Source organism: Arthrobacter sp. TMP15 (assembly GCF_039529835.1).
Lineage (GTDB): Bacteria > Actinomycetota > Actinomycetes > Actinomycetales > Micrococcaceae > Specibacter.
The window spans coordinates 981,197-994,805 of sequence record NZ_CP154262.1; the positions used below are offsets into that span (position 1 = coordinate 981,197).

The window sequence follows — 13,609 nt, forward strand, 5'->3', positions numbered from 1 at the left end:
CGCAAAAAGCTCAAGTGAGCCTCCCGGCACGCAGTTCTAGTGGCGCACACCGTGGCGTTGTAGCCGGGCACGCACTGTGCTTGCCCTCTGGGCAGCTAGTGTCATTCGTTTAAATTCGCGGTCCCGGCGCTCAGCAATCAAGGACGATAAAAAGACTCTTGGGTCGGTTCCCGGGGCCGGCAGCGGGGCCACATAACGGCTTGCCTCCTCCGCCAATTCCACGCCAAGACTATGGCGTGAGGAGGTAGCCATGGCCGCTCCCTGGCTTAGATACATGGAGATACGCCGCGCTAGCGTGTCGGGGAGGCGGCCAATATCTGATAGAGCTGCCCATTGAGCCAGTTCAGGTGCCACCGCCACTTGCAGTGGCACGGTCTTTGGCGAACGGTCACGGATGGCGTAAGTCCCGGCCAGCATGTCGCCCAAGCGTTTGGATTTTTCGTTGAAAAGCGACACAAGGCAAGCGAGTGAACCTAGCGTCATATAAATCTCCAACACAGCCAAAAGCGCACGGATCATGGCATGACGGAAACGGATGGATCCGCCGTCGTCCCGCACTATGCGCAGGCCCATGGCAAGCTTCCCCAGCGACTTCCCGCGGCTGAGGGTCTCAACTGTGATGGGCACAATCACAAGCAGGGTCACTACCAGCACCAAGACGATTGCTCGGAGCGCGGCAAAATCAACCAGAAACGGTAGCGCGCCAAGAAGTAGCACCAGCCCCAAACCAACTATGAGCGTGACCGTAACGTCGATGGCCGTGGCGAGGGAGCGGGCAGCAAAAGTTGCGGGCCGAAGCTCGAGGACAACGGCTTCACCGGTGATAATTGCGGACATAAAAACAGTCTATCCACGCTGTGGGCTCTGCGAGCGATAGGCTGGGTCGGATGGACATGGATGCCTATACAACAGTGCACGCCCCGCAGTGGGAGCGCCTGAAAGTGCTTGCCCGAAAACGGCGCCTGAGCGGTGCTGAGGCCGAGGAGTTGTTGGAGCTTTACCAAAGCGTCTCAGCTCAGCTTTCACTGATCCGCTCGGTGGCGGCGGAGAGCGCACTGTCGGCGTCGTTATCGGCCACTCTGGCCAATGCGCGGACTCGTTTCACGGGCGCAAAATCGAACTTCTTCGTAGATACAGCCCGCTTTTTTGTCATCTCCTTGCCAGCTGCTTTTTACCGGCTGCGGTGGCTGACACTGATCGTTGGTGCGGTCTTTGTCCTCATAGGCTCGCTGTTTGCGCTGTGGACCGCGGGAAATCCTGGCGTGATGGCGGCTTTGGGCAGTGATCGCCAGCTTCAACAGTTGGTTGATAAAGACTTTGTGAACTACTACTCGGAGAACCCCGCTGCCTCATTTGCGGGGGCCGTGTGGACCAACAATGCGTGGATTGCCGCCCAGTGTGTGGCGTTTGGCATCACCGGAGTCTTCATCCCGTACTCAATTTTCATGAACGCCCAGAGCATTGGCATGAGCGCGGGCGTCATGTTCGCCTTTGACCGCGGGGATGTGTTCTTCAGCTATATTTTGCCGCACGGGTTGATGGAGCTGACGTCAATCTTTATCGCCGCCGCGGCCGGGCTGCGGATCTTTTGGTCCTGGGTGAGTCCGGGCCCGCGGACCAGGCTGGATTCGCTGGCGAAGGAGGGGCGTTCGCTGATCACGGTTGCTGCGGGCCTGGTGCTGGTGCTGTTTGTCTCGGGCCTGGTGGAAGCGTACGTCACCCCCAGCTCCCTGCCGGTCTGGGCTAAAATCGCCATTGGCGCGCTGGTCCTTGCCGCGTACTGGGCCTACACGCTGATCCTTGGTGGCCGGGCTGTGCGGGCGGGGGAGAGCGGTGACCTTGACGCGGACGACGCCGGAGCCTCCGTGCGCTCAGTCTGAGACTTGCGCTGTTGCCCGCCGGCCCCTCCCACAGACTGCGAATTGGGTGGAGTATGGGTGTATGGATCTTCAGGCAGCGAAAAGTGAAGAGGATGGGCAGCCCACAGAGCAGCCACCTAAACTTTATCTGCCGCCCCACCCCTATAGAAGGTTCGTGGCCGTTGGCGATTCCTTTACCGAGGGGATTGATGATCCGCAGCCAAACAGCCCAGGTGATTACCGGGGTTGGGCTGATCGTGTGGCCGAAGAACTCAGCGTGGGAGTACCTGAATTCGCTTACGCCAACCTGGCAGTTCGCGGGCAGGTGCTTCAAGAGGTTCTTGATTCTCAAATAGGCCAGGCATTGGCATTGAAACCGGATCTGGTTTCTCTTCAGGCTGGTGGCAATGACCTTTTGCATGCGGGCGCCGATCCCGATAAGTTGGCAGAAATTTTGGCCGGAGCCGTGGGACTTTTAAAAGGTCAGGGTATGCAGGTACTTATATTTGTTGGCCCTGACTCGGGTCGGTCCACGGTACTGGGACAGTTCCGCACAAAGATCGCCGTATATAACGAGAACTTGCGTGGTATTGCCAAACACTACGACGCCGTGATTGCCGACTTGTGGGCCATGACTGAGCTACATGATCCACGAATGTGGAGCCGGGATCGGCTGCACCCGTCCTCCTTGGGACATCACGCGGTGGCAGCCATGGTGCTTGAAACGCTCAACGTGCCACATTCGTTGATGCCGCTGCTGCCCAAGCCGTTGCCGGAGAAAAGGTGGCGCGAGGCCCGTGCCGGCGATGTGCTTTGGGCACGCGAATATCTTATGCCCTGGGTCATTGGCAGTATCCGCCACCAATCACCGAGCAGCGGATTCTCAGCCAAACGTCCCATCCCGTTGGGCATTGACCACGAGCCACCGTCAGAACCGCCTGTGTAGTGGAACAGGCTCGCCAACGCGGGGAACAAACTTTCTTGACGCCTGGGACGGATCTCCCCACTCCTCAGCGGGCACGGTGTGTGATGAAACGACTGTGTGATGCAACAACTGGGATGCAACAACTGGGATGCAACAACATGGGAGCCGGCGGGCTCCAAGGCAAGGTCCCACCCAAAGCACGCTGATTTGCTGTGCTTGAACTGGACATCTGGTGACATTTTGGCATCGACGCGGGGTGGCAGTGCCACGACGTGCGGCCCGGCCGGTATCCTTTCGACTTGTGACCGAGAATTCAAAGCCCCAGGACTCAGCCCACAACGCTGCACCGAAAACGACTCCGTCGGAGCGTGTTGGCGAACCTGCCAGCAAGGTGGAAATAGCGGATGCCACAGGGACTGCTGAAACAGCGGCCGTGGCTGATACCGCTGCGACAGCTGGGCCTTCTATTGTCACGCAAAAGGGCGGTCCGCGCCGAGCAGCTTCGTTACCGGATTCGGGCTCCTCATCCTCACGTGCTTCCAGTACCAAGATCAGGGTCGACGACGCGGCCGAGCCCATGCGGGCGGCTGGTAGGCTACCGCGGTTACCCAGTGATGACGAGATTGCCGCGGACCTGACACAGGACAGCAACGAGGTGGATACAAGTGCTGACCTCGAGGCAGCCCCCAACAGCATGACCACGGCGCGTACGCGGACGCAGGAGATGGCCAAGCGACAGGCCGCCATGGATAGGGCCGCCAACACCAAACCGGTGTTGACACGCGTTTTTCAGGTGTTGATCGCGGTGTTTTATCCGATCGTTTTGCTTGTTCTCTCAATACGGTTGGTCACCTCCTCAGTCTTTCTCTGGGTTGAGTATCACCGCCCGGGTTTCCCTGCCGATTCTTTTGGTTTCAGCACTGAGGACCGGATGACCTACGGTTCCTACACCATCGATTATTTGCTTAATTTTTCCCCACCGCGGTACTTGGGTGACCTTGTCAATAACCTTGGCAATCCCTTGTTCCTGACAAGAGAGGTTGGCCATATGGCCGATGTCAAGGGTGTCATTGTCATGGCGTTCTTGGCCGGTCTTGTCCTGGCGGTGATCATGATCATCGGCATGGTGTACCTTGCCGGACGCAGTGTTGGCGGGATTCGGCGTGCCCTGTTTGCCGGCTCCATTGCAACGCTGGCCTTGATACTGGCTCTGGGTGTACTTGCTGTGACCGGTTGGGAACAGTTCTTCACAGAGTTCCACCGAATATTCTTTGCCGACGGCACCTGGACTTTCTATACCGATGACACATTGATCCGATTGTTCCCAAGCCAGTTCTGGATGGACGCGGGCATATTTATCGGAGTATTTGTTCTGGTTGTCTCCTCTTTGACCTTGGCTTTCACCTGGCCCACCAAGGACCGCCGCTTAGCCGTGGGTGCGGCCCAACGGCCGGGCCGGCGCTCAGTCTAGGGCCAGGGATATGAGCCGGGGTGCGCTCAGCGCCGTTGACTGGGTTCGGGAGCTTCCGCGAGGGGCTCGAATCCATTGGGATGAACTTGAAGCGCACGTTTTCCGTGAGCATCGGGCAGTTCTTTCGCTTCTGGGGCCTGCGGCGGATGAGGTACGGATGCAGGGGCGAGCGTTTGGGATCGTCTCCGGACTGGTCATTGCCATTTCGTGCCTTATTGGTCTTGCCATCATGTGGGCACCGATTTGGGGCCTTGCGACGCTTGCGGGGGATCCTTTCGGCGTAGAGGACGTTGACGGGGCGCAGGCAATTCCCGTCGCAGGTGTGGCCATGATCGTGAGCACCCTAGTCCAGCTGGGAACACTTCTTCGGCGTGCGTTGCGCAATGGTGTCGGTGGTGCTGATGATAAAAGTATTGCGGGGGGAACCATCATTCTTGGCGTGCTGACCCTGGCTGGAATACTGACAATTGGAGTACGTCAACAGCCTCCCGCTTGGGAAATTTGGTTGGTTCCAACAATCCTTACCATCGTCTTAGCAGTCCTGATCAACTTTCTCTCCAATGACTTACATGAGTCACCTGGACCGTTCGCAAAGCGTGCCCCGCAGTCCCTGGAAAGTGACTTTATCTGGACCGAAAACATGCGTGTGGCTGTTGCCTCGCTGCCACAAACAGCTCAGGAATCACTCCGCGCTGACCTACACAAGGCCATCGATATTTTGCGGATGCAAGGCACTATCAGCCCGGAACTTTCCGCGCAGGCCATGGCGGCGGAACTTGGCATGCTTCATCATTGCCTGCCACGCCTCGACCCGCGGTAGCCAGCTCCCTGCTGGACCCTGCTGGACCCTGCTGGATACGGCTAGATCCAGTTCGGTCCAGTTAGATCCAGCTGGGAAGCCACATGTGTTGGCGCCAATACTCTTGGGGAATGATTTCACCGGCCCAAATGGGGTAGAAGAAAGCACTGACAGCCACGGCAAGAACAATGAAGATGGCAACAATGACGGCACCCTGCGCGCGACGCCACGGAGGGTCCCCAACCTTGCCCATCACCATTCCCAAGACCATGACGATCGCTAAAATCATGAATGGTTCATAGGCGATGGCGTAGAAGAAAAAGATGGTGCGTAGCGGATAAAAAATCCATGGCAGGAATCCCGCTGCGAAACCTAGCAGAATGGCTCCGGCGCGCCAGTCACGTTTGGCAACCCACACGCCGATGAGAAAGAGGATGGCCAGGGAGCCACCCCACCAGATGAGCGGGTTGCCAATACTTGTGATGGCGGCTGTGCACTTATCCACCGCGCAGCCGGCTTCTCCGTTCTCATAATTCTGGACGTAGAACGAGGTTGGCCTGCCCATCACTAGCCAGGACCAGGCGTTGGCTTTGTACGGATGATCTGAGCCCAGCCCGGTGTGGAAGTTATACGCCGTCGAGTGATAGTGCCACAAGGAGCGCAGGGAGTCCGGGATCCAACCCCACGGACCAGCCGGATTTTCCGCAGCCCAGTTCCTGTCGTAGGCATCCTTGGACATGAACCAACCCGTCCATGTGGCCAGATACGTGAGAGCTGCTACGGGCACCATGCTGATGAAGGCGAAAATGCCATCTTTCCAGACAGCTCCTAGTACCCAGTACTTGATGCCAGCAATACGGCGGGCGTTCATGTCCCAAATGACGCTCATAAGCCCAAAAGCAGCGAGGAAGAAAAGCCCTGACCACTTGGTGCCAATACATAAACCCAGCGACACTCCGGCAGCCAGACGCCACCACCGGATGCCCAGCAAGGGTCCGTACAGCAATTTCTTCGCCGGGATCAGGCCATCAGCACCGGTGAGGGAGGCCAGCTTGGCTGCCAGCCGGCGTCGTCCGTCATCCCTATCCAACAAAAGCGCGCCAAAGCCCAGAAGGGCAAAGAACATGACGAAAATATCAAGCAGTGAGGTCCGGGACAAGACGATGGCGTGCCCGTCGATGGCAAAGAGAAGGCCTGCCATAGCCCCAAGAATGCTTGAGCGGAACATTTTTTGGGCGATGAGAGCAAGAATAAAGATGGAGATGGTTCCCACAAGTGCTGCCGTGAATCGCCAACCGAAAGTGTTATCCGGACCGAAAATCCACATTCCAAAGGCAATCATCCATTTGCCCACGGGAGGGTGTACAACGTATTCGGCGGTGCTTTCTATGCTGGAGAAAATACCCTGATTGAACAGATCGTTGGCTTTTTCCGCCCAATTGCGTTCGTAGCCACTTTGCAGATAGCTGTAGGCGTCCTTGACATAGTAAGTCTCGTCAAAAACCAGTGACGGTGGTTGGCCCAGGCGCACGAATCGCAGGACGCCGCCAATGAGGGCGGTCAGTGCGGGGGCAAGCCAAAACCACAGGCGCATGCCGGGAGGGGTGGCCCAGCGAACCCCGAGAAGTCTGGCACGCAAGCTTGAGCGGCTGAAGGCAACGCCCGGATCTTGGATCCAGCTCCGACGTGCATCCTGCTGCGGCGCCCAACCGGTGGCCCGGTCAGAGCCTTTGGATGCATGCTTGGGGGCGCTTGAGCGGGATGCGTTTGGGCCTTTGGGTACGTGGTTGCTCGCATCGAGGCGTTGGGGTAGAACAGAATCGGGGTGCACCCAGCCAATGCTACCTAAGTGGGCTCTCACTGCCGCAGCCCACTACGCTGGTGTTATGGAAGATGACTTTGGCACCGAGCTCGACACCGCAGAACAGGCCGCTGAACAAGCCGATGAACCCCTTGACTCAAGTCTTGCCCCAACTGCCAAGCCGGGGGAGGGTTACATTGTGCTGGCAGCAACGCCCATTGGAAACATGGGGGACGCTTCCGCCCGTCTCATCGCGTGGTTGGAAGGCGCTGACATTGTTGCGGCTGAGGACACCCGCCGGCTGCACCGTCTGGTGACAAGCTTGGGTATCAAGGTTGGCGGGCAGATCATCAGCTATCACGAACACAACGAAGCCACTAAGACCGGTGAGCTCCTGACCCAGGTGCAAAGTGGAAAAACCCTTGTCATGGTCACCGACGCCGGCATGCCATCAGTGTCCGATCCGGGGTTCCGGCTTGTCAGTGCGGCGGTTGAAGCGGGTGTCAAAGTCACCGCCGCACCCGGACCGTCGGCTGTGCTGACGGCGTTGGCATTGTCCGGGTTGCCCACTGACAGGTTTTGTTTTGAGGGTTTCCTGCCGCGTAAATCCGGTGAACGCGCCAGCAGATTGCACGATCTGGCCGTTGAAAAACGCACCATGGTCTTCTTCGAAGCACCGCACCGCCTTGAAGCAATGCTGCGTGCGCTGCACACGGCATTTGGTCCCGCACGGCACGGAGCTGTTTGTCGCGAAATGACCAAAACGTACGAAGAGGTTATCCGCAAGCCGCTGTCGGGGTTGCTTGAATGGGCCGAAACCACCCAGATCCGTGGCGAAATTGCCATTGTGGTTGGGGGTGCACCCGACTCAGACCCGATCACACCCGAGCAGCAGGTGGCAGCCGTGAATGCTCTCATTGCGCAAGGGATGCGGCTCAAGGAAGCTGTTGCGGTGATCGCCCATGACGAACACGTCAGTAAACGCGAGCTGTACAGCGCCGTGCTGGCAGCACGTGGCAAATAGCGGGCGACGGCGGAACCGGGGTTAGCGATGCCGGTAGCACTTGCACGCAGGGTGCGGCCGCTTTGTGCAGTTGCACAGCAAAACTCCCGTCTGCAGTGCGTGTAAGCGTAGACATTTTTGGGTAACGGGAACTAGCGTGAGCTAAAAGCCGCATTCTGCGCCGCACGGCCATGGAAAACAGCAAAACTTCACCGGATGAGCCAGCTGGATCTACTAAGTCAGCTGGATCTACGCGGCGGGCAAGCTCCATGGCAGCGGCACAAGACAAGCACATGACAAGCACAAGACAAGTACATGACAAGCACCTGACAAAGGAGTCCCTATGACTGCGAAAACTGCCACCGACCTCAATGAGCGCGAAAGCACCTTGCTGGCAAGTGTTCCGACTGGATTGCTGATCAATGGTCAGTGGCGCAGCGCAGCTTCGGGCAAAACCTTCAAGGTCGAGGATCCTGCCACCGGCAAGGTGCTCCTTGAAATTGCTGACGCCTCTGCGGAGGATGGCGCTGCCGCTCTGGATGCAGCCGTTGCCGCCCAGGATGACTGGGCAGCCACAGCCCCTCGCGAGCGTGGAGAAATTCTGCGCCGCGCCTTTGACCTGGTGATGGAGCGCGCTGATGACTTTGCGCTCCTGATGACGTTGGAAATGGGCAAGCCGCTGGCTGAGGCTCAAGGCGAAGTGAAGTACGGCGCCGAATTTTTGCGTTGGTTCTCCGAGGAGGCTGTGCGCTCCTTTGGCCGATACTCCGGCAACCCCGAGGGCACACAGCAGATCCTGGTGCAAAAAAAGCCTGTTGGCCCGTGCCTGCTGATCACGCCATGGAACTTTCCGCTGGCCATGGCGACCCGCAAGATCGCCCCGGCGATCGCTGCCGGTTGCACAATGGTGCTCAAACCCGCCAACCTGACTCCGTTGACGAGCCTGCTTTTTGCTCAGGTGCTCAGTGATGCTGGCCTGCCAGCAGGAGTGCTGAACGTGATCTCCACCTCCGACGCCGGGGGTGTCACGGGCCCGCTGATCAAGGATTCACGCCTACGCAAGCTCTCCTTTACAGGCTCCACCCCGGTAGGTAAGCGCCTACTGGCGGATGCATCAACCAACGTTTTGCGCACCTCTATGGAATTGGGCGGCAACGCACCTTTCGTGGTCTTCGAGGATGCCGACCTAGATGCCGCAGTTGAGGGAGCAATGGCTGCCAAGATGCGCAACATGGGCGAGGCCTGCACAGCGGCCAACCGTTTCCTGGTGCACGAGTCCATTGCTGGTGAATTCGCGAAGAAGTTCGCCGCGAAGATGACTGCCATGACCATTGGCCGCGGCACAGAGTCTGCCACCACGCTTGGCCCGCTCATTGATGCCAAGAGTCGGGACAAGGTTCACTCCTTGGTCAGTGACGCGGTGGCCCAGGGCGCTACAGCGCTTGTGGGCGGTGCGCCGGTTGATGGAGCAGGTTACTTCTACCAGCCCACCGTCCTGCAGGGTGTATCACCTAGTTCGAGCATCCTGACCGAAGAAATTTTCGGCCCGGTGGCCCCGATTGTCACTTTCAAGAACGAGGATGAGGCAGTAGCTTTGGCCAATGCCACCGAATATGGGCTTGTCGCGTACGTGTTCACCAAGGATCATAATCGCGGACTCCGCATGGCTAACCGGATTGAGACCGGGATGATGGGTCTAAACGCTGGCGTCATCTCCAACGCCGCGGCGCCGTTTGGCGGCGTCAAGCAGTCCGGCCTTGGCCGTGAAGGAAGCACGGAGGGAATCGAGGAGTACCAGTACACGCAGTACATCGGCTTCCCGAACCCGAACAAGCTCTAACCCCTCGACCCTCCTGCAGTTTATGCTGGGTTTTACAGAACGCTCCTTCAGTTGCTGAAGGAGCGTTCTGCTTTTTACGACGTTAAGTGAGCGAGCGTTGATAGGGGCGGTGGATGAGCGACGCCGGGATCACCACTGCGCGAACTCGTCCCCCAAGCGTGGCGTTAGTACGCAACGCCTCAAGGAGGGCCTCCACAGCATCTGCCAGATCATCGCGGCCGATGATCGCTGCACCGGCGGATTGCGCAGAATCGTGGCCGTAAACACTTTGTTCATATGCGTGCAGGACCAGGGCGAGTCCAGCGGGGGTGGGGGAACCCAACAGCTTGGAAATATGTGCCGCATGCAGGGCAGGTGTCAGCGCCGGATCCCCCTTGTAGCCAAAATCAACTGCCGCAGCCAGCAATTCACGCCACGCAAGAACCTCCGCTGATGCTCCAGACCTTAGTGCAGTACCGGAACCAGTCCCGCGTACTTGGGCCAACCGCCGTCGTCGGAGAACTAGACGAGCTAAGGCAGGCACCGCCAGCAGGAGGAGGATCACCAAAAGAAACCCAGCCGCTTGCAACCATTGACCGAGGCCATCGTTGGCAGCGGAAGAGCCACTGGTTGCTGTGGGAGCTTTGCTTGGGATTTGTGAGGCGCTCGGGTTGACCGCTTCCTCAGTGGGAATGGCCGGGTCAACAGCCGATGTACCCGGGGCGCTCTCCTCCTGGGCATAGGCCGGTACGTTGCCACGGGACGGAGTCGGTTCAAAGGGGACCCAGCCCAGACCCTCAAAATAGAGTTCGGGCCAGGCGTGGGCGTCCGCTCCGGTGGCCTCATAACCCAACAGTTTCTGGCCGTCGAACTCGCTGACGCTGGCAGTTCTGGTCCCGGGAGCATATCCCACAGCAATTCGTGAAGGGATCCCCAGCTCACGTGCCATGACGGCCATAGCTGCGGAGAAATGCACGCAGTATCCCGCCTTGGCCTCCAGGAACTTGGCGAGGACCTCCATGCCTGAGCCGTCATAGTCTTCAGCAACGGGAGTGCTCAAACTGTAGGTGAAATCACCGGCCCGCAGGAAGTCTTGCAGGGCCATGGCTTTGGCGTACGGGGTGGCCGCCGAACCGGCCACCGTGAAAGCGGTGCTGGAGAGCAGTTTGGGCACGTTCCGTGGCAGCTGCGTATAAATCGGGTCCAATTCGGCGCTGGGGGTTTCTGTCGCGGCGTTTAGTAAAGCGGGAGTCAGCGCAGGCATCTCACTGCGTACCAAGTAAACCTGCTCGGAGGTTGAGGAACCTTGGGCTTTGAATGTTTGCGTTGACGGGTTCCACAACCATTTTCCACTGAGCTCCTGAACCTCTGTGGCAGAAAATGGTGTGGGCAGCCAGTCACCGGCCAGGCTTGCAATTGAAATCTTCGTCACCGTTTTGCTCACAGGGATGGCAGGAGAAGGCCCTAATGCTGGGGCCAGGTCCGAAAGAGTGGCCTCAAGTCCGTCGGGGAACTCCGAGGGCTCCCACGCCTTCCCCGTAAAGTCTTCCAGAGTGCTCAACCGCAGATACTCGGGTGCGTCGGTGTTGCTTAAGTAAGTCAAACTAACCTGTGTGGACTGGGAGCGTAGATCTTCGCCCAATGAAATCATTGGATCGAGCCGAGTAGTTCCGCCGGTCCCGTCAACCCGTGAACCCTGCGGAAAAGATCCTTCGGCGAACCCAGGAATGAGAGCAGTCCCAAAGCTCATAAGGAGTACCACTGCCCCACCCAAAACGGCAGCCTTGGACAGTGTTCCGCTGGCAATCGAGGCGGTCCCCGTCCTTAATTTTCCCTCCGGCGCATACCAGCGGCAACACCCCAAAATCAGTAAGAATCCAGTTCCGGCCCCAATAAAACCCATGGTCCCAATACCAGTTTTTGTTGTCAGCGCCGCAGGAAGCAGAATCAGGACCAGCCCCAACGAGCTGGTCGCAGGCATGGCCACAGTGATGGCAAGTGTATCGATCAGAAGCGCGGCAAAGCCCAAACCGGCGCAGATCAAAAAAACGATTGGCACCACGGCAGGAACCGGCGTGTTGTGGGTTGTGATTACTGTGGAGGATTCAGAAGCCAACTGAAGTGCTGCCTTCACGGTGTTCGTTGTTGGGAACACCCCCAACACAGCAGTTGTTGGGAAGAAGATAAGCGTCAGGGACATGAACCAGCCGGCCAACGCCCCCAACGGTGCGTAGGGGCCCAGCACCGGATACTTGCGTAAGAGTGCCGGAATCAATAACGTCCCGCCAACCACGAAAGCGGCCTGCGGCAGCCACCGCAGGTTCAGCAGCACCCCGTCCAAAGCCAGCGCCGCACCCATCACGGCGCCAAATACCGCCACAGCCAACACCCAGCGCGCAGATCCCGTCCGGGGCTCGCGCAGGATTCCTCGTGCCGAGTGGATTCCAGCCCGCCCGCCGCCGTCGTACTCTGGCATGGAAGGGCTCCTGTCTTGGAGAGTCCCGCTCACGAAAACCTCCGTGTCCCCGGAGAATGCTGATCCAGCTCCAGCCACGTCTGCAGCAGGGATTTATCCGGAGTCAGGGTGGCAACCTGCCAGCCGGCAGCACGCAAAACATCCACAGCGTCGTGCACCTGCTCAGCGTCCTGGCACACCACAATGGCGTGGGCGCTTTGTGAGGATTCAGCCAACCCTGCCAGCAACAGGGCATCCGTCTTTTCCAGCAAACCCGTCACGGCCACCAACGGTCCACTTTTTCTGCCCTGGCGCAGCTTGTGAACTAGCGCATCGCCGTAGGGGATGCGCCCGGCCCGTGCGCCCACTGCCCCAGCCTGCTGGGCCGCCGCGAACTGGGCTGAAGGGGACGACGCGCTTGTTGGCGCAGGTTCGGCAAGTTCCAAGGCCGCCAGCGCGGTGGCAACATCCAAAATGCCGTCCATCCCGTTGAATTCTTCACGGTCAGGGGATACGGCAGAGGCGGAGGAAGCAAACCCGGGCATACCCTCCTGATCAAGAATGCGCAGTGCGTAATTGCGTTCCAATAAGTGTGAGGCAACAGAGAGTGAGGCGATAACGGCGCGCTCAAAAGTCACCGACGTTAGTAGCTGGGGCAGGACCACTGTGCTGCGCCCAGCCATCTGTGGCAGCCCCGTCTGGGATAGCCCTGTGGCTCTGTTGTTGCTCTCAAAAGCGAGGGCCTGGCGGTCAAGGAGCAGAACCGCTTCGGGGGTGGTGACGGATTCTTCTGCACGCACCATCAACTTGCCTTGTCTGGCCGTGACTGGCCAGTGCACGCGCCGCAGAGAGTCGCCGTGGCGGTATTCGCGCATCAGGGCGTCATCGTAGCTGGCGTGAGCACGTTCAATGGTGCTCCGTGAACCATCCTGGCCACTGCCATCGGTGATGGAAATCGTGGGCAGTTCCACAGCCGCCGGGGCAATCGTGAGCGCTATGCCCGCGTCCAACATCCGGGGCAGAAGCGCCACATCAAAAGGGTCGGCGAAATCACCCCGCAGCGGACCAATGGTGAACACGCCGCGGTGGGACGGGTGCAGTGTGTAGTGGTACCTACTAAGCAACCCTTTGGGGACAACAGGATCCGGGTGGCTGAAGGTTGGGGTGTCACGGAAACTAAACGGCAATTCCTCCGCTAAACGCGTGCGTGAGCCCCCCGGACTGCGTCCGTGCACGTCCAAGTCGACGTCAACGGGGGTACCCACACGGCCCAGTGCCGGGTAAAGGGTGCGCTTCACTGTGAAACCGGGCCTACTCAAGTGCAGTGCTGCCAAAGCAAGCACCGGCAATGCAAAACAAAACCCAGAAATATTCAAGAGGTCACGACGGCCCAGAACAGCGGCCAGCAACAAGGCCAGTGCACCAAAGCCAAGAAGCAGCCAGCCACGGGGGCGGAAGAAACGCAGCGAAAACACCT

At 58.9% G+C, this 13,609-nt stretch carries 10 protein-coding genes; 6 read left to right on the forward strand and 4 right to left on the reverse strand.

Annotated features, from left to right (window positions below):
- Positions 1-36: 36 nt before the first annotated feature.
- On the reverse strand, positions 37-837 hold the full coding sequence (locus AAFM46_RS04400) for an RDD family protein (RefSeq protein WP_283530418.1): 801 nt from the start codon (positions 835-837) through the stop codon (positions 37-39).
- A 50-nt stretch (positions 838-887) separates the two neighbouring features.
- Here AAFM46_RS04400 and AAFM46_RS04405 point away from each other — a divergent pair, with 50 nt between their 5' ends.
- From AAFM46_RS04405 to AAFM46_RS04420, 4 genes are all read left to right on the forward strand, one after another.
- On the forward strand, positions 888-1,880 hold the full coding sequence (locus AAFM46_RS04405; RefSeq protein WP_283530415.1) for a stage II sporulation protein M: 993 nt from the start codon (positions 888-890) through the stop codon (positions 1,878-1,880).
- A gap of 61 nt (positions 1,881-1,941) precedes the next feature.
- Positions 1,942-2,805 (forward strand): SGNH/GDSL hydrolase family protein, encoded by an 864-nt coding sequence (locus AAFM46_RS04410; RefSeq protein ID WP_283530413.1) that lies wholly within the window; start codon positions 1,942-1,944, stop codon positions 2,803-2,805.
- 280 nt (positions 2,806-3,085) lie between these two features.
- The gene (locus AAFM46_RS04415) at positions 3,086-4,255 is read left to right on the forward strand and encodes a TIGR01906 family membrane protein (protein ID WP_343319786.1); all 1,170 of its coding nucleotides are present in this window, start codon (positions 3,086-3,088) and stop codon (positions 4,253-4,255) included.
- A gap of 10 nt (positions 4,256-4,265) precedes the next feature.
- The gene (locus AAFM46_RS04420) at positions 4,266-5,075 is read left to right on the forward strand and encodes a hypothetical protein (RefSeq protein ID WP_343319787.1); all 810 of its coding nucleotides are present in this window, start codon (positions 4,266-4,268) and stop codon (positions 5,073-5,075) included.
- A 61-nt stretch (positions 5,076-5,136) separates the two neighbouring features.
- Here AAFM46_RS04420 and AAFM46_RS04425 read toward each other — a convergent pair whose 3' ends face one another.
- Positions 5,137-6,885, reverse strand: a complete 1,749-nt coding sequence (locus AAFM46_RS04425; protein WP_343319789.1) for a phospholipid carrier-dependent glycosyltransferase — start codon at positions 6,883-6,885, stop codon at positions 5,137-5,139.
- Between the two features lie 55 nt (positions 6,886-6,940).
- On the opposite strand from AAFM46_RS04425, the gene rsmI reads away from it, so the two are divergent.
- Both rsmI and AAFM46_RS04435 read left to right on the forward strand, forming a co-directional pair.
- The gene (rsmI, locus tag AAFM46_RS04430; RefSeq protein ID WP_283530406.1) at positions 6,941-7,879 is read left to right on the forward strand and encodes a 16S rRNA (cytidine(1402)-2'-O)-methyltransferase; all 939 of its coding nucleotides are present in this window, start codon (positions 6,941-6,943) and stop codon (positions 7,877-7,879) included.
- Positions 7,880-8,201: 322 nt separating this feature from the next.
- Positions 8,202-9,698 (forward strand): NAD-dependent succinate-semialdehyde dehydrogenase, encoded by a 1,497-nt coding sequence (locus tag AAFM46_RS04435; RefSeq protein ID WP_343319791.1) that lies wholly within the window; start codon positions 8,202-8,204, stop codon positions 9,696-9,698.
- 82 nt (positions 9,699-9,780) lie between these two features.
- Here AAFM46_RS04435 and AAFM46_RS04440 read toward each other — a convergent pair whose 3' ends face one another.
- On the reverse strand, positions 9,781-12,153 hold the full coding sequence (locus AAFM46_RS04440; protein ID WP_343319793.1) for a DUF3488 and transglutaminase-like domain-containing protein: 2,373 nt from the start codon (positions 12,151-12,153) through the stop codon (positions 9,781-9,783).
- A gap of 29 nt (positions 12,154-12,182) precedes the next feature.
- Positions 12,183-13,607: a DUF58 domain-containing protein gene (locus tag AAFM46_RS04445; RefSeq protein WP_343319794.1), complete on the reverse strand. Its 1,425-nt coding sequence runs from the start codon at positions 13,605-13,607 to the stop codon at positions 12,183-12,185.
- Between the last annotated feature and the right edge of the window lie 2 nt (positions 13,608-13,609).

Coding starts and splice junctions, on each gene's coding strand:
- AAFM46_RS04400 (WP_283530418.1), bottom strand. CDS start 837: ATGTCCGCAATTATCACCGGTGAAGCCGTTGTCCTCGAGCTTCGGCCC.
- AAFM46_RS04405 (WP_283530415.1), top strand. CDS start 888: ATGGACATGGATGCCTATACAACAGTGCACGCCCCGCAGTGGGAGCGC.
- AAFM46_RS04410 (WP_283530413.1), top strand. CDS start 1,942: ATGGATCTTCAGGCAGCGAAAAGTGAAGAGGATGGGCAGCCCACAGAG.
- AAFM46_RS04420 (WP_343319787.1), top strand. CDS start 4,266: ATGAGCCGGGGTGCGCTCAGCGCCGTTGACTGGGTTCGGGAGCTTCCG.
- rsmI (WP_283530406.1), top strand. CDS start 6,941: ATGGAAGATGACTTTGGCACCGAGCTCGACACCGCAGAACAGGCCGCT.
- AAFM46_RS04435 (WP_343319791.1), top strand. CDS start 8,202: ATGACTGCGAAAACTGCCACCGACCTCAATGAGCGCGAAAGCACCTTG.
- AAFM46_RS04440 (WP_343319793.1), bottom strand. CDS start 12,153: ATGCCAGAGTACGACGGCGGCGGGCGGGCTGGAATCCACTCGGCACGA.